Annotated in this window: 17 protein-coding genes; 12 read left to right on the top strand and 5 right to left on the bottom strand. The window is 32.7% G+C overall.

Features of this window, described 5'->3' with window-relative positions; genetic code table 11:
- The first annotated feature begins 466 nt into the window (after positions 1 to 466).
- Both COI44_RS06090 and COI44_RS06080 read left to right on the top strand, forming a co-directional pair.
- Positions 467 to 2,089, top strand: a complete 1,623-nt coding sequence (locus COI44_RS06090; RefSeq protein ID WP_098427107.1) for an SH3 domain-containing protein — start codon at positions 467 to 469, stop codon at positions 2,087 to 2,089.
- A 661-nt stretch (positions 2,090 to 2,750) separates the two neighbouring features.
- Positions 2,751 to 2,987, top strand: a complete 237-nt coding sequence (locus tag COI44_RS06080) for a DUF3977 family protein (RefSeq protein ID WP_098427105.1) — start codon at positions 2,751 to 2,753, stop codon at positions 2,985 to 2,987.
- Positions 2,988 to 3,125: 138 nt separating this feature from the next.
- Here the strand turns inward: COI44_RS06080 and rnjA are convergent, their stop codons facing one another.
- Both rnjA and COI44_RS06070 read right to left on the bottom strand, forming a co-directional pair.
- Positions 3,126 to 4,793 (bottom strand): ribonuclease J1, encoded by a 1,668-nt coding sequence (gene rnjA, locus COI44_RS06075; protein WP_098427104.1) that lies wholly within the window; start codon positions 4,791 to 4,793, stop codon positions 3,126 to 3,128.
- A 3-nt stretch (positions 4,794 to 4,796) separates the two neighbouring features.
- Positions 4,797 to 5,009: a DNA-dependent RNA polymerase subunit epsilon gene (locus COI44_RS06070; RefSeq protein WP_056468578.1), complete on the bottom strand. Its 213-nt coding sequence runs from the start codon at positions 5,007 to 5,009 to the stop codon at positions 4,797 to 4,799.
- Between the two features lie 348 nt (positions 5,010 to 5,357).
- Between COI44_RS06070 and COI44_RS06065 the strand changes: the two genes are divergently transcribed.
- Both COI44_RS06065 and COI44_RS06060 read left to right on the top strand, forming a co-directional pair.
- Positions 5,358 to 6,266 (top strand): DMT family transporter, encoded by a 909-nt coding sequence (locus COI44_RS06065; RefSeq protein ID WP_098427103.1) that lies wholly within the window; start codon positions 5,358 to 5,360, stop codon positions 6,264 to 6,266.
- Positions 6,267 to 6,281: 15 nt separating this feature from the next.
- The gene (locus COI44_RS06060; protein WP_098427102.1) at positions 6,282 to 7,055 is read left to right on the top strand and encodes a Cof-type HAD-IIB family hydrolase; all 774 of its coding nucleotides are present in this window, start codon (positions 6,282 to 6,284) and stop codon (positions 7,053 to 7,055) included.
- Positions 7,056 to 7,125: 70 nt separating this feature from the next.
- Here the strand turns inward: COI44_RS06060 and def are convergent, their stop codons facing one another.
- A complete protein-coding gene (gene def / locus COI44_RS06055; protein ID WP_098427101.1) occupies positions 7,126 to 7,683 on the bottom strand; it encodes a peptide deformylase in 558 nt (185 codons plus the stop codon).
- A gap of 188 nt (positions 7,684 to 7,871) precedes the next feature.
- A complete protein-coding gene (locus COI44_RS06050; protein ID WP_098427100.1) occupies positions 7,872 to 8,018 on the bottom strand; it encodes a YjcZ family sporulation protein in 147 nt (48 codons plus the stop codon).
- Between the two features lie 162 nt (positions 8,019 to 8,180).
- On the opposite strand from COI44_RS06050, the gene COI44_RS06045 reads away from it, so the two are divergent.
- From COI44_RS06045 to COI44_RS06020, 6 genes are all read left to right on the top strand, one after another.
- A complete protein-coding gene (locus COI44_RS06045) occupies positions 8,181 to 8,828 on the top strand; it encodes a YkyA family protein (RefSeq protein WP_179887023.1) in 648 nt (215 codons plus the stop codon).
- A gap of 464 nt (positions 8,829 to 9,292) precedes the next feature.
- A complete protein-coding gene (pdhA, locus tag COI44_RS06040) occupies positions 9,293 to 10,372 on the top strand; it encodes a pyruvate dehydrogenase (acetyl-transferring) E1 component subunit alpha (RefSeq protein ID WP_286163789.1) in 1,080 nt (359 codons plus the stop codon).
- A gap of 3 nt (positions 10,373 to 10,375) precedes the next feature.
- Positions 10,376 to 11,353, top strand: coding sequence for an alpha-ketoacid dehydrogenase subunit beta (locus COI44_RS06035; protein WP_098427098.1), 978 nt, complete (start codon positions 10,376 to 10,378; stop codon positions 11,351 to 11,353).
- 127 nt (positions 11,354 to 11,480) lie between these two features.
- Positions 11,481 to 12,830 carry a dihydrolipoamide acetyltransferase family protein gene (locus COI44_RS06030; protein WP_098427118.1) on the top strand — a complete coding sequence of 450 codons (1,350 nt, stop codon included), beginning with the start codon at positions 11,481 to 11,483 and terminating at the stop codon, positions 12,828 to 12,830.
- A 5-nt stretch (positions 12,831 to 12,835) separates the two neighbouring features.
- Positions 12,836 to 14,248 carry a dihydrolipoyl dehydrogenase gene (lpdA, locus tag COI44_RS06025; protein WP_097975698.1) on the top strand — a complete coding sequence of 471 codons (1,413 nt, stop codon included), beginning with the start codon at positions 12,836 to 12,838 and terminating at the stop codon, positions 14,246 to 14,248.
- Positions 14,249 to 14,500: 252 nt separating this feature from the next.
- Positions 14,501 to 14,740 carry a hypothetical protein gene (locus tag COI44_RS06020; protein ID WP_142329232.1) on the top strand — a complete coding sequence of 80 codons (240 nt, stop codon included), beginning with the start codon at positions 14,501 to 14,503 and terminating at the stop codon, positions 14,738 to 14,740.
- Between the two features lie 2 nt (positions 14,741 to 14,742).
- Here COI44_RS06020 and COI44_RS06015 read toward each other — a convergent pair whose 3' ends face one another.
- On the bottom strand, positions 14,743 to 15,138 hold the full coding sequence (locus COI44_RS06015; RefSeq protein ID WP_098427097.1) for a DUF1885 family protein: 396 nt from the start codon (positions 15,136 to 15,138) through the stop codon (positions 14,743 to 14,745).
- Between the two features lie 160 nt (positions 15,139 to 15,298).
- On the opposite strand from COI44_RS06015, the gene COI44_RS06010 reads away from it, so the two are divergent.
- Together COI44_RS06010 and COI44_RS06005 are read left to right on the top strand one after the other, a co-directional pair.
- Complete coding sequence (locus COI44_RS06010) at positions 15,299 to 15,592, top strand: DUF3055 domain-containing protein (RefSeq protein ID WP_098427096.1); 294 nt, start codon at positions 15,299 to 15,301, stop codon at positions 15,590 to 15,592.
- A 165-nt stretch (positions 15,593 to 15,757) separates the two neighbouring features.
- Positions 15,758 to 15,880 carry a GapA-binding peptide SR1P gene (locus COI44_RS06005; protein ID WP_098234026.1) on the top strand — a complete coding sequence of 41 codons (123 nt, stop codon included), beginning with the start codon at positions 15,758 to 15,760 and terminating at the stop codon, positions 15,878 to 15,880.
- Positions 15,881 to 16,001: the final 121 nt, after the last annotated feature.

The raw sequence follows: 16,001 nt of genomic DNA, 5'->3' as shown, positions 1-16,001 counted from the left end.
GAATAAGGGTAAAATCTAAAGTGGATCTGGTAAAGAAAATGGTTTAATGTCTTATATCCCAAATAAAATCAAGATACAAATATCTATTAAATTTCTACTAATGAAGGCAGAATAAATTAAGTTTTTTTTACTTAGATGATAGATTTAAAATGAATCTTATGCAACTAACGCATGCGATAGTTGAAGAGCAGGGAAAGTTGTTATACAGCCTTTTTATTTTGTTTTTTTAGGATAGTCCAACAAGAAAAGGAGAATATAAACCGAATGTGGAAGTAAATATAGTGATGCTAAATGTGAAACAGTGCATTAAAATAGAAGAAATGAAAAAGCTGATTTCTATTAAAATAATTAGAAATCAGTTTTTTTGTGCAAAAAGTGTTCCATTTTTTTCCTCTATATCCTAGAGAATTCTTCTATTAAAATAAATTTTAGTATTCTATTTGTTTTAATATAGGGAGGATTTATTTTGTTGAGTTTATATAATAAATTGAGGAAAACCTTCCTCATTCTTGTTTGTTTTTTTGTTGGATTATTTGGTTTATATCTTCCAAAAGAAGTTTATGCAACATCAACAGATAATATAGAGATTACAAAAACCGAACATGATATTTCTTTTAATTGGCTAGAGAAACCTAATCAAGAAGGATTAAGTCATGAATTGCAACGTGATAATGAAGTAATTGCTACAATAGATTATGGAGTGTCTTTTAGAGTAGATGATAGACGCTTAGTTTCTAATACAACGTATAACTATAAAATTTATGAAATAACTGCAGATGGAAGAAGTCTAATCTATAATACTGACATTTCAACAGTAAAAGACACTACGCCACCAACAATAACATTAGAATCAACAGTTAACCCTTCTGTACTAAATTTTGATGGAAACGGTTTATTATATAAAGATGGTGTAGCTAAGCAAGTTTTCACAAATGATTCAATTAATGAAGATGGATTGTATACTTTAGTTGTAAGAGATGATAATGGTGAAAAAGTAAGTAAAAGTTTTATTATTGATCATACGCCTCCCGGACACGCTGAACTCATTAAAGTTAATGAAAAGGGGGATTATGCTTACTTAACAGTCAAGCGTCCAAATGACCCTGATTTTGAAAAAATGGAGATCTATAGCGGTGGTATAAAAACAATACCAAATCTTTTGAAGGTAATTACAAAAGATGAGTTTAATCCAGACGGAACTTATATGTACCTCCAGAATTTTTACAACCTTACAAAAGGACCAGAAACATTGAATATAATGTCATACGACACTTATGGAAATCGTGATTTTTCAAGCGTACCAAATTGGCAATCAGGGGATCCAGAAAATCTTCCTGGAGTTTTTTTTGAAATCAAACAAAGCAGTCCTATTTTTTTTACAAGCCCTAGAATAAAATCTGTACACCAAGTAGAAGGTGGATTTTCAATTACACTTGAAATTCCGGCAGGTACAAGTTGGGGCTATCTAAGAAGTAACAAAGGATATTCAGATTTTACATTTAATAAGATACCAACTACAACAATTACTCAGGTTGTGAAGTTTCCAATAAAAAATCCAGAAACAAATAGTATCACTCCAATCGGTGAGAAAGAAAATGTAAAATATGAGGTTGCATTAAGCGGATTTGTTAATGAACCCGTTAAAACTCAAGTGAAATCAAAAACAATATATGGATCTTTTAACTATATTGAAAATAACTACCGTTTAATATCACCAAAGTTTTTAGATATAACCAAAACAAGTGGAGCAGTCCTTTATAGTGACAAATATTTGAAGAAGTATGTAAAAAAAGCACCTAAAAATATGCGTTTTATAGTAATTCGTGAAGATAAAACTTATGTAAAGATTGCCAACGGAGCAAATGTATATTATGTGAAGAAGGCAGATGTAAAGATTACAAGCGGTATAAATCAGAAAAAAACTACTACTGCTGAAATTCCATTAAAATTAACGAAAAGTACATCGTCTCGTTCAATAAAAGTTATTAGTAAAAACAAACAGGTAGTTGTACTTCAGAAATTTATTGGATGGAATTATGTGAATGTTGATGGGAATTTAGGTTATGTGGTAAGTAAGTACTTGAAATAAATTAGTAATAATTTAATTTTGAACCTATCCATTTGGATAGGTTTTTTTTATATACTTATGCAACGAACACATGCAATAGTTGAAAATCACTGTTGCTAATATGCGGCTTTTTTTATTCAACAAAATGGCAGATTAGTTGTATAAGAAAAAAAATTTAGAAGAAAAAAGGCGAAATTCCCCCAAATTACAAATACCCGTTTTATAGGTATAATTTTCTTAAATTATTTTAATAAGGCGTAATAAAAATAACTCTATCTAAATTATGTGAGCTGGTTTATCTTTTCACTTAGGGCAGAGTAGTTTAACAAGGAAAGAGGATTTAAGTGATAACGTATAATTAATAAAGTAGGAATAGAGGGATATTGTGGCACATTGCAATAACTGTAACTATAAATGGAAAACTAAGGATGTGTGGCAACTCGGTTATACTAAAAAAGGGAAAGAATGTCCAAGTTGCAGAGTCAAACAATTTGCATCTTTTAAAGATAGAGAAGTTATATTGGGCATAGTATCTTTAAGTTGGACATTCGCTATATTTATTATCATTTTTTTTCCGTTCCTCATCAAATTAAGCGATAAAGATGAGACGATATTTTAATGGGATAGTAACTAAAGCAGTGCAATAGTTGTATAACTTGACTTTTAAAAAGGAGAGTTTTGTTTGAAATTTATTGAATTTGGAATCGGTAATACTTGGTTAGTTAGGACAGAAACAGAGTTAGAAGATGGGACTGAATTTGAAGAAAAGGGAATTATTGGACTAGTAAAAATTAATTCTTTATATATAAGAATTTGGCTAGCTAAAACAGTTATAATAATTGACTCTAAAGAAGGCATTAAACGAATAAAAAAGAAACGAAATCATTTTAAATTTATTTTTGGGTTTAGTAGTTGTTAATTCCTAAGTGAACTAACTCATTTCTTAGTTGTATAAAAGTCTTCAAAAATTCAAATTTAACAGAGTTTTTTTATAAAAAAAGGGCGATTTCAAAAGTATTTTGACTTTTGAAATCGCCCTTTTATCATGTACTAATAATTAAACTTCCATAATAATTGGAAGAATCATTGGTTTACGTTTTGTTTTTTCGTATAAGAAAGGTGATAAAGTATCAGTAATTTCATTTTTTATTTCTGACCATTGAGAAGTTTTACGTTCCATGATTTTGTTTAAATGAGTAGAAATCATTGCTTGTGCTTCATTTATTAAATCGCCACTTTCTCTCATATAAACGAAACCGCGTGAAATGATATCTGGTCCTGCTGAGATTTTAAATTCCTTCATATCGATGCTTACGACAACGATTACAAGACCTTCTTCAGATAAAATACGACGGTCTCTTAAAACGATATTACCAATATCACCGATACCGCTTCCATCAATATAAACATTACCAGAAGGTACTTTACCTGCAACCATAGCCTCATCAGCACGAAGAGCTAAAACTTCACCATTATCCATGATAAAGCAGTTTTCTTCAGGTACTCCACAGTCCATAGCAAGCTTAGCATGCATGCGCTGCATTCTATATTCACCGTGAATTGGCATAAAATACTTAGGCTTCATCAGTCTAAGCATTAATTTTTGCTCTTCTTGACCACCATGACCACTAGTATGAATATCATTTAATGAACCGTGAATTACTTCAGCACCAGCACGGTATAGTAAGTTGATAGTACGGTTTACGCTCATTGTATTACCTGGAATTGGTGAAGAAGAAAATACTACAGTATCTCCAGGAATAATTTGAATTTGACGATGTGTACCATTTGCTATACGTGATAATGCAGCCATAGGCTCACCTTGACTACCTGTACATAAAATGACTAATTGATTAGCCGGAATACGATTAATTTGAGATGCGTCAATAAATGTATCCTTAGGACATTTAATATAGCCTAAGTCATGACCGATCTCGATATTCGCTTCCATACTTCTACCAAAAACAGCAATTTTACGTCCATTTGCAATAGCAGCTTCAACTACTTGCTGAAGACGATGAATGTTTGAAGCGAATGTTGCAAAAATAATTCGACCGTCTACTTTACGAAAAATTTCATTAATCGTGTCTCCAACTTTTCTTTCAGACATTGTAAAATGTGATACTTCACTATTTGTACTGTCAGAAAGTAGACATAAAACGCCTTCCTTACCAATCTCAGCCATTTTTGTTAAATTAGCTGTTTCTCCAACTGGTGTGAAGTCGAATTTAAAGTCACCTGTATGAACGACTTGTCCTTGAGGAGTTTTTACAACTATTCCGTAACAATCTGGAATACTGTGAGTAGTACGATAAAAAGTTACGCTAGTTTTTCTAAATTTAATGATGTCATCTTCTTTTATTTCAATTAATTTAGCCTTTCTTAAAAGACCGTGCTCTTCTAGTTTATTTTTAATTAAGCCAAGAGCAAGTTTTCCACCATAAATTGGAATGTTTAATTCTCTTAATAAATATGGAATACCACCAATGTGGTCTTCATGTCCGTGAGTGATAAATAAACCTTTAATTTTTTCCTCATTTCGAACTAAGTAGGAATAATCAGGTATAACATAGTCTATCCCTAGTAGCTCATCTTCAGGGAACTTGATTCCGGCATCTATTAATATAATTTCATCTTGATATTGTACTGCGTATGTATTTTTACCAATTTCCCCTAAGCCACCTAGTGCGAATACGGCAGCTTGATCATTTTTAAGAAATTTCATAAATTACGCTAGCTCCAAAATTTTAAAGCTTTCACTTTGTTTTTCGAATTCAAGATGAGCACCGGTTAAAGCTTGAACAAGCTCAATATTATAATTGAAAGGTAATAATTTCGCACGAACTTCTCTTTCACTATCTGCTTCTACATAAACTGTTTTAGTTTTTTCTCTTACAGGTACCTCTAATGGTAATTCCTGATAGTATACTTTAAAAATCATTTAAATCTCTCCTTGTCAAATCACTCTCTTCTCAATATTATAAGTGATTTTCTATATATTTTCATTCTTTTTATTGAAGATTACCTAAAATACGGTTATTTTAAAAAAAAATTTGAAATTATTGAGATATATTTCTTCTTTTTCAAAAATTGTTTTAGCCGCTTTTTTAATTTTTTTCTAAGTTTACGTAACATTAGTTTTACCTCCTAGACATGAAATTAAACTTATATGTAGAGAACACGGACAAAGTATATTTATGTGTAGTATTGATCGAAAAAACATTTTCATTCAATATAATCCAAAAAGCAGTTAAAATAGAGGGTATCTTAAAGTTAAGGGGAGAAGAATGTGAAGAAGTTATATGGAGCTTTGTTTTTATTAAGTATTATTTGGAGTACTTCTTTTTTATTTATTAAGCTCCTTTTAAACGACATAGGGCCAGAAGCAATTGTATTTTATCGCTGTTTCTTTGGTGCTATGACATTATTAATTATTATGTTAATAAAAAAGGTAAAGATTGATTATAAAAATTTACCTAAAATGAGTTTAATTATTGTCATCTCATTATTTAATCATGCTATACCGTGGCTTTTTCTTTCTTTTAGTGAGACCCATCTGCAAAGTAATGAAGCGGCAGTATTAAATGCTTTTACGCCAATTGCAACACTCATTATTGGCTATTTTTTCTTTTCGCAAAAAATTCATAAGAAACAATGGATTGGACTTATGATTGGGATCATTGGACTTATGATTATGATGAATCTTAATCCATCAACAATTTTCTCGGATAATATAATTTATTCAATATTAATGTTATTTGTTACTTTTTGTTATGGGCTTGGTTCACATTTAACTAAAAAGTATTTACAACAAATTGATGTAATGATTGTTTCATTTTTAACTTTAGGTATTTCTGGTGTATTCAGCTTTTTTTATATGGTCGTTGTAGGGAAGGGCACTCTAAAACCATTTGTTAATTTTGAAGTTTTTGGTGGTGTGTTTGGATTAGGCGTTATATGTTCGGGGTTGGCATATTTATTATTTTATAATATGGTTAAAGAGGGAAGTGCAGAATTTGCAACAATGGTTACTTATATAGTACCTGTATTTGCTTCTATTTGGGGATTTTTCTTTTTAAATGAACCTTTATCTTTCAAAATGATTATAGGACTTTTAATCGTACTTCTAGGAGTATTTATTACGAATAGTATACAGAAGTCAAAAAAGAATAACTCAAAAGCAAATGCAGCGTCTTAGTGAGGAGAGAATAATATGACTAAACCAATCGTTTTTTTTGATATTGATGGAACGATTTTAAATCATGATAAAGTAATTCCGGAAAGTACAAAGAAAGCAATTTCGGAACTTCAAAATAAAGATATCCACGTAGCGATTGCAACTGGTCGTGCGCCATTCATGTTTAAAGAAATTCGTGAAGAGTTAAATATAAATAGTTTTGTAAGTTTAAATGGACAATATGCTGAGTTTGAAGGTGAAGCTATTCACAAACATGCCCTACATCCAGAACAACTTCACCAATTTACTCAAAAAGCAAAAGAACTAAGTATTCCGCTAATCTATTTAAATAACGAGACAATGAGAGCGTCAATTGATTCACATCATCATATAAAAGAAGCAATGACATCGATTAGAATGCAACACCCTGAAGTGCAGCATGATTTTTATCATAATCGTGAAATTTACCAAGTCTTACTGTTCTGTGAAGAGCATCAAGAGCCATCTTTAACCGATGGGTTTAATGATTTTAATTTTATTCGTTGGCATGAGTATTCGTCAGATGTCTTACCAGTTGGAGGATCTAAAGCGAATGGAATACTTCAAATGGTAAACCACCTTGGATTTGATATGCAAAATGTAATCGCATTTGGTGACGGATTAAATGATTTAGAAATGATCGAAAAAGTTGGTACGGGTATTGCCATGGGTAATGCAGTCGATCCACTAAAAAAATTAGCTAACCATATTACAACGAATGTTGATGAAGATGGAATTTTAAACGGTTTAAAATGGGTAGGACTTCTTTAAGTCTGTAGACAAAGTACAAAAACTTGAATAGTAGACTTAAAAGAGCGATTGGTTTTCCAATCGCTCTTTTTTATTTTCTTTCTAAAGGTGAAGCACCTTCTGGGGGAGAAAAAGGATTTGTTTTATTAATACGATCATAAAACATTACTCCATTTAGATGGTCAATTTCATGCTGGAAGCAAATTGCTGGTAATCCTTTTAAACGGATTTTTACTTCTCCTAATCTCGTATCAAAACCAGTGACTGTTATTCTTGCGTAACGCGGAACATATCCAGGAACATCACGATCAACAGATAGGCAGCCTTCACCACCTGATAAATAAACTTCCTCAACAGAATGACTTATAATTTTAGGATTTAATAATGCATAACTAAATAAATTACCCTGTAAGTCAGTAACATGAACACCTATGGCTCTTTTAAGAATTCCAATTTGTGGTGCAGCTAATCCGATACCTGATCGTAAACCGTATTCGGCAGATATTTCTGGATTTTGACTATTTATAACATACTCTAATAATGAATTAGCTAAATTAATATCCTCTGCCGATGGAGGTAAGCTTACTTCACTCGAGATTTCCCTTAATCTAGGATCGCCTTCTCGAATTATATCTTTCATTGTAATCAAATGAATTTCACTCCTGTCTAATATTTCATAAATATAAGTATGTACTATTTACTAGTATTATTAATTTAGTCTAACAAATCTTTTTTAAATTGTCAGTCACAAGGCAAGAGAATGGAAAAAGGAGCGATAAAATATCGCTCCTTAAAGTTTGTGGTTATACATTAATAATAGAGGCTAACTAGTGTGAATTATAAAACGAAAGCTGCACCAACGATAATTAATAAAATGAATAGAACAACGATTAATGCGAAACCGCTGCCGTAACCGCAACCGCATCCGCCACCGTAACCATAACCAGGGTATCCACCTTTTCCACCGTATCCGTAACCGTACATATAATAACCTCCCTTTAAACTGTTTCCGCATATAGCGGATACTACAAATTATGAAAAACTACATAAAGTGTGTGGGTATGTGACCATATTATTTTTTAGGACGTATAAAAAGTGCGAAAAGATGCAACATGGAAATAATAATCAAAAAAAATGGGTGAAATTATGTATAAAAAATTCAATTCTTTATTGCTTGTAATAGGCATACTCTTTATCTTTTGTTCGGGTTGTACTTCTCAAGCAAAACAAAAGAATTTAGTCATAAATCAACTAGCTGAAATTACTAAAATGGAACAGAAATTTCAAAAAGCTGGAGAACGTATTCAAAAACTGGAAGTAAAAGAATTGGAGTATTATGAAAAAATTTATTTATATAAAATAAGCGAAGTAAACAAGAGACAAGATACAGCAAAACAAGCAATTAATTTATTAAATGAACGAAAAGAACGAGTCAATGAGGAGTCAAAATTAATTCACGATATAGACATAAAAATTAAAGAACTTCAAACAATAAATATTGAAACGAAGGATGAACAGTTTCGAAATGAAGTTAATAACTTTATAAAAACATGGAGAGAAAGAACTGAGTTATACGATAAATTGAATTCAAAATATAAAGATGCAATGGAAACGGATCTTTCAATTTATAACTTATTATCCCAGAAAAAAGTTGATTTAAAAAATGTAAAGAGTGAGACAAAGGATACAAATCACATTTATAAAGATGTCATTAAATATAATGATCAATTAAATCTTTATACTCAAAAATTAAATAATTTACAAAAAGACATATATGAAAAATATGGTAAATAACATAGTGGGACTAGAATTACTAAATAAAAATCGTTGTAGTACAGTTTTAAATTTATGATAAAAAAAATCCTTTATTAGCTATTTGAGTATAATTTAAAGGAGTTTCTGTTATTGTATAACAGATTGCTGTTTCAAAGGTAGTACAGGGTTAAAATTTTATGACAAATTTTCCGAAAAATCATGAATAAAATAATACAACAAAATATTTGACGAGTTTATGAACGTGTTATAAACTGTACTAGTGTTCAATGTTGTACTAGTGTAATACACGAATAGTATAAGTACAGATTTTAATTATAAGTTTAAGTTACTTGTAATTACTCTTAAGAAAATACACATGATGGATAAAAAAATAAATCCTCCATAATTAAAGAAGGGTGTGGGTTTTAGTGGCAACTACTACGAAGAAAGTAGCTGGAAAGGAAACAACAGAAATGAAGAATACACAAACTGTTTCTGAATTAATGGATCAAATGCTTCAATTTGGTGATTCAGTTGGAACTCTTCAAATTTTAAATGAAGAGGGCGAAATCGTTAATGAATCAGCGATGCCTGATTTATCAGATGAGCAATTAAAAGAATTAATGAAACGTATGGTATGGACTCGTGTTCTTGATCAACGTTCAATTTCATTAAACAGACAAGGTCGTTTAGGGTTCTATGCTCCTACTGCAGGACAAGAAGCTTCTCAATTAGCAAGTCAATTTGCTCTTGAAAAAGAAGACTTTATCTTACCTGGTTACCGTGATGTACCTCAAATGATCTGGCACGGTCTACCATTATATAAAGCATTTTTATGGTCTCGTGGACATTTAGTAGGAAGCCAAATTCCTGAAGATGTAAATGCAATCTTCCCACAAATTATTATTGGTGCTCAAATTGTTCAAGCTGCAGGTGTTGCACTTGGTATGAAATTAAAAGGCCAAAAATCTGTTGCCATTACATATACAGGTGACGGTGGATCTTCTCAAGGTGATTTCTATGAAGGTATGAACTTTGCTGGTGCTTATAATGCTCCTGCGATTTTCGTTGTTCAAAATAACAGATACGCAATCTCAACTCCAGTTTCTAAGCAATCAAAAGCTAGAACAATTGCTCAAAAAGCAATTGCAGTAGGTATTGCTGGTATTCAAGTTGATGGAATGGATCCATTAGCAGTCTATGCTGCTACATCAGAAGCTCGTAAACGTGCAGTTAACGGCGAAGGTCCTACATTAATTGAAACATTAACATTCCGTTATGGACCACATACAATGGCTGGTGATGACCCAACTCGTTACCGTACAAAAGATACTGAAAATGAGTGGGAAGCAAAAGATCCAATCGTTCGTTTCCGTAAGTTCTTAGAGAAAAAAGGTCTATGGACAGAAGAAGAAGAAAATGCAATTATCGAAGAAGCAAAAGAAGCAATTAAAGATGCGATTAAACTTGCTGACCAAGAACCAAAACAAAAAGTTACTGATTTAATGTCTAATATGTTCGAAACAATGACAAGTAATATAGAAGAGCAATATGCAATTTACAAAGAGAAGGAGTCGAAGTAAGTCATGGCGCAAATGACAATGATTCAAGCTATCACAGATGCATTACGCGTTGAAATGAAAAACGATCCAACTGTAGTAGTATTCGGGGAAGACGTTGGAGTAAACGGTGGTGTATTCCGTGCAACTGAAGGTTTACAAGCAGAATTCGGTGAAGCGCGTGTATTCGATACACCACTTGCTGAATCAGGAATCGGTGGATTAGCAATCGGTCTTGGAATTGAAGGCTTCCGTCCAGTACCAGAAATCCAATTCTTCGGATTCTTATTCGAAATTTTTGACTCAATCGCTGGTCAAGCAGCACGTATGCGTTACCGTACAAGTGGTCGTTTTACTTCACCAATTACTTTCCGTTCACCATTTGGTGGTGGGGTTCATACACCAGAAATGCACGCGGATAGTTTAGAAGGATTAATGGCTCAAACTCCAGGTTTAAAAGTAGTTATTCCATCAACTCCTAAAGATGCTAAAGGTCTTTTAATTTCATCTATTCGTGATAATGACCCTGTTATCTATTTAGAGCACATGAAATTATACCGTTCATTCCGTGAAGATGTACCTGAAGGTGAGTACACAATCGAATTAGGTAAAGCGGATGTTAAACGTGAAGGTAAAGATGTATCAGTATTTGCTTACGGTGCAATGGTTCACGCTGCATTAAAAGCTGCTGAAGAATTAGAAAAAGATGGCGTATCAGTAGAAGTTGTAGACTTACGTACTGTTCACCCATTAGATATCGAAGCAATCGTTGCGTCTGTTGAGAAAACTGGACGTGCAGTAGTTGTACAAGAAGCACAAAAACAAGCTGGTATTGCTGCGAATGTAGTTGCTGAAATTAATGATCGTTGTATCCTTTCATTAGAAGCACCAGTTGTTCGTATTACTGCAGCTGATACTGTTTACCCATTCTCAGAAGCGGAAACAGTTTGGTTACCAAACCATAAAGATGTAGTTCAAGGTATTCAAAAAGTTTTAAACTTCTAATCGGTTTATAACAAAAATAGAGAAAGGTATTTGATGAATTCATCAATACCTTTCTTACATTATTAGATAAAATATATTAAAAAATTAATTTAACTTTGTTCGGAGGTAGAAATCTGTGTCAAACTCAGTGGCAAGTCTATTTGAATTTAGATTACCAGATATCGGTGAAGGAATTCACGAAGGTGAAATTGTAAAATGGTTTATTAAAGCAGGCGACGAAGTAAATGAAGATGATATCATTTGTGAAGTTCAAAACGATAAATCAGTAGTAGAAATTCCATCACCTGTAAAAGGGAAAGTATTAGAAGTATTAGTTGCAGAAGGAACAGTTGCAGTTGTTGGTGACGTTTTAGTACGCTTAGATGCACCTGGATATGAAAACATTAGCTTCAAAGGACAACATGCAGAAGAAGCTCCAACTACAACTCCAGTACCAGAAGCTGCTGAAGCAGTTCAAGCAAAAGTACAAGAATCTTATGAGCAAAGTGAACCAAAAACAGATGCTGCACCTCTATCACCTGTTGCTGCAATTGAACCAAAAGCTCATGTAATTGCAATGCCATCTGTACGTAAATACGCTCGTGAGAAAAACGTAGATTTACGTATTGTACCAGGTTCTGGTAAAAATGGCCGTGTAACAAAACAAGACGTAGATGCATTCTTATTAGGTGGAGTAGCACCAACTGCTGCAGCACAAACAGAAGTTGCTGTTGAAGTTGTAACAGAAGCGCCAACACAAGAAGCTCCTAAAGCAATGCCAATTCCAGAAGGAGCATATCCTGAAACTCGTGAAAAAATGAGTGGAATTCGTAAAGCAATCGCTAAAGCAATGGTTAACTCTAAACATACTGCTCCTCACGTAACATTAATGGATGAGATAGATGTAACGAAACTAGTTGCTAGCCGTAAAAAATATAAAGAAGTTGCAGCTGCACAAGGTATCAAATTAACGTTCTTACCTTATGTTGTTAAAGCTTTAACTTCTGCATTACGTAAATTCCCAGCTTTAAATACATCAATCGATGATGCTACTAGCGAAATCGTACACAAACATTACTATAACATTGGTATTGCTGCAGATACTGATAAAGGTTTATTAGTACCAGTTGTTAAAGATGCTGATCGTAAAGCTATCTTCTCAATTTCAGCTGAAATTAATGAATTAGCTACTAAAGCTCGTGATGGTAAATTAGCTCCTGCAGAAATGAAAGGTGCTACATGCACAATCACAAATATCGGTTCAGCTGGTGGACAATGGTTTACTCCAGTAATTAACCACCCTGAAGTAGCGATCTTAGGTATTGGTCGTATTGCTGAAAAACCAGTAGTATTAAATGGAGAAATCGTTGTTGCTCCAGTATTAGCGTTATCATTAAGCTTTGACCACCGTATTATCGATGGTGCAACTGCTCAAAACGCATTAAACCATATTAAACGATTATTAAATGATCCAGAATTATTATTAATGGAGGCGTAAGATACATGGTAGTAGGAGATTTTGCAATTGAACTAGATACGGTCGTTATCGGTGCCGGTCCTGGTGGTTATGTTGCAGCAATTCGTGCAGCACAACTTGGACAAAAAGTTGCTGTTATTGAAAAAGGTAATCTTGGTGGGGTTTGTTTAAACGTAGGTTGTATTCCTTCAAAAGCATTAATTACAGCTGGTCACCGTTATGAAACAGCTAAGCATTCTGAAGACATCGGTATTACAGCAGAAAATGTAAAAGTTGATTTTACAAAAGTTCAAGCTTGGAAAAGCAGTGTAGTTAATAAATTAACTGGCGGTGTAGCTGGTTTATTAAAAGGAAACAAAGTTGAAGTTATTAAAGGTGAAGCTTACTTTAATGATGCTAATACTCTTCGTGTAATTACTGAAGAATCAGCTCAAACTTATACTTTTAACAATGCAATCATCGCAACAGGTTCAACTCCAATAGAAATCCCTGGTTTCAAATGGAGCAACCGTGTAATCGATTCAACAGGTGCATTAAACTTACCTGAAATTCCAAAAAAATTAGTTGTTATTGGTGGCGGCTATATTGGTATGGAATTAGGTACTGCTTATGCTAACTTTGGTACACACGTAACAATTCTTGAAGCTGGTGACGAAATCTTAAATGGTTTTGAAAAATCTATGAGTTCAATTGTTAAACGTGGATTAAAGAAAAAAGGTAATGTTGATATCGAAACAAAAGCTTTCGGTAAAGGCGTTGAAGAAACTGCAGATGGCGTTACAGTTAAATTCGAAACAAATGGCGAAATGAAAGAAATCGAAGCTGATTACGTATTAGTAACAGTTGGACGTTTCCCGAACTCTCGTGACATGGGCTTAGAAAATGTTGGCGTTGAAATTAACGAACGTGGTGTTATTACTACTGATAAACAAGCTCGTACAACAATTAATAATATTTACGCAATTGGTGATGTAATTGCTGGTCCTCCATTAGCACACAAAGCTTCTTATGAAGGTAAAGTTGCTGCTGAGGCAATCAGTGGTATGTCAAGTCAAATCGAATACTTAGCAATCCCTGCAGTAGTATTCACTGATCCAGAATTAGCAACTGTTGGTTATACTAAAAAACAAGCAGATGAAGAAGGATTAGCTGTTAGTGTAGCAAAATTCCCATTCGGTGGAAATGGTCGCGCATTATCTCTAAATTCAACTGATGGATTCGTACAATTAGTTTCTCGTAAAGAAGATGGAGTACTAGTTGGTGCTCAAGTTGCAGGTGTAAATGCATCAGATATCATTTCTGAGCTTGGTCTTGCAATTGAAGCTTGCATGAGCGTTGAGGATATTGCTCAAACAATTCATGCTCACCCAACATTAGGTGAAATCTCAATGGAAGCTGCAGAATTAGCGATGGGTCATCCAATCCACGTTTTAAAATAATTTCTAAAAAACCTCCTATAATTTATAGGAGGTTTTTACTGTTCATATTCATTTAAAACGCTTAATTTAAAGCTTAAAGTAGTTTGTTAAATTTAGATGCATTAAGCGCAATACGATGGCAAAATATCGAAAAAAACGACTGTCTTAACCTCCTATTTGTTAGGAGGTTTTTTTGCATGATTAAGGCATGTCTCGCATAACGTTTAAAAAACAAACTTTCTAGTATTTGATGATTGAATGGTGGGAGTATTGATGCGAAAACAATTAATAGTATTAACGATTCATCAACTATTTTGGGTAGGATTTTCATTTGTTTTATTCTTGTCGAAAAGGGATCAATTATATTCTAAAGTCATATTGTTTCTAGTATTCTTTTACCAGCTTTATTTAATTGCAAAATACGTTGGAAACACAAGGAAAGCAAGTATTATTATTACTTGCTTTTATGCTTCGATATTTTTCTTTTGTCAGGCGATCGTAAATTTATTTTAAAATTATCGTTTGTAAAAATACATGATTCGATTGTTAAATAATTCAAGCTTTGCTTCAATTTTTTGAGCTAAATATCTACATAGCTCATTTGCTTTTCCTTTATCACCATAAGTTGAGTTTGGTAACAGAGTAATCACGATATTTTTATCATCCTGAATTGAAACAACAAAATGTTTATAACGAGAATCATCGCTCTGTAAATAAAGTGCATCTTGGTCATCTAATTTTTTATTTGAAATAGAGTAAGGAAAGGAAACCCTTTCATAATTCCAGTCAACTTGTTGACCGATCTTAGTTGAAGATTGTATGTATTCATTTATTAAATTATTTATTAAATCTAAATTTGCTTCTTGGTATTTTGATTTATCCACTAATTGAATGGTAGCTTGTTGAACCATTTTTAAATTTTCCCCCTAAGATGTTTTTATGAAAAACATCACTTTTAATCTTTTTTATCATAACATTATTTCAAATTTTTAGACAAGTATTCGGTATGAATTTAGTTTTTTCTTCATATGTATTAACTTACAATACTAAAACGGAGGAGTGGGTGAAACAATGTTTGAAAAATTATATGATGATCACGAAAATGTAAGAGTCCGATTTGTAGGCTTCGTTACGAACGATACAAGATACGATATTGGTATTGTATATACGAATATGTTCTTTGGAAAGCCACTCGTCATCTGCATGCAATCTAGACAATGCATTGTATTAGATCGACAGGATGTTTCATTTCCAAATCAGTTGAAATTTTTATGTAAACTAAAAAGTGAGGAAGAGGCAATGGAACTCGCAGAATATTTAGCTGACTGGCTACCGTTACCAAGTATAGAAGAGAGCTATGAATGAAAAAAATGTGTTATACTAATTAATTCGCATTCACCTTATAAAACCCCTTGAATAATCTAGTATTAGATGATTTGAGTTATACTTATTTACCACTTGCGTAAATAAGTATAACACATTATAATGAAGTTAGTTAATTGATACAACATTATGAAAGGGGTTACAAATATGGGGACGTTCGTATGTAAATGTTGTGAAAAAACAGTAGGTCATTTCGAGGATGAAAAAGTAACAACTCTTTACGTTAAAAACTGTGAAGATTGTGAACCAACTGATAATGAAGTTTGCTAATTATAATTAATTAAAACATAAGGTCTAATAGAGTAACTATAGACATCTATAAATGAGAAATTCCACAAGGGGATCGTTTTTCCTTGTGGTTTTTTTATGTTTTGCTTTAAGGGTAAGAATA

The organism is Bacillus sp. AFS088145 (assembly GCF_002564465.1).
Lineage (GTDB): Bacteria > Bacillota > Bacilli > Bacillales > Bacillaceae_G > Gottfriedia.
This window is presented reverse-complemented; position numbering and strand designations above follow the sequence as displayed.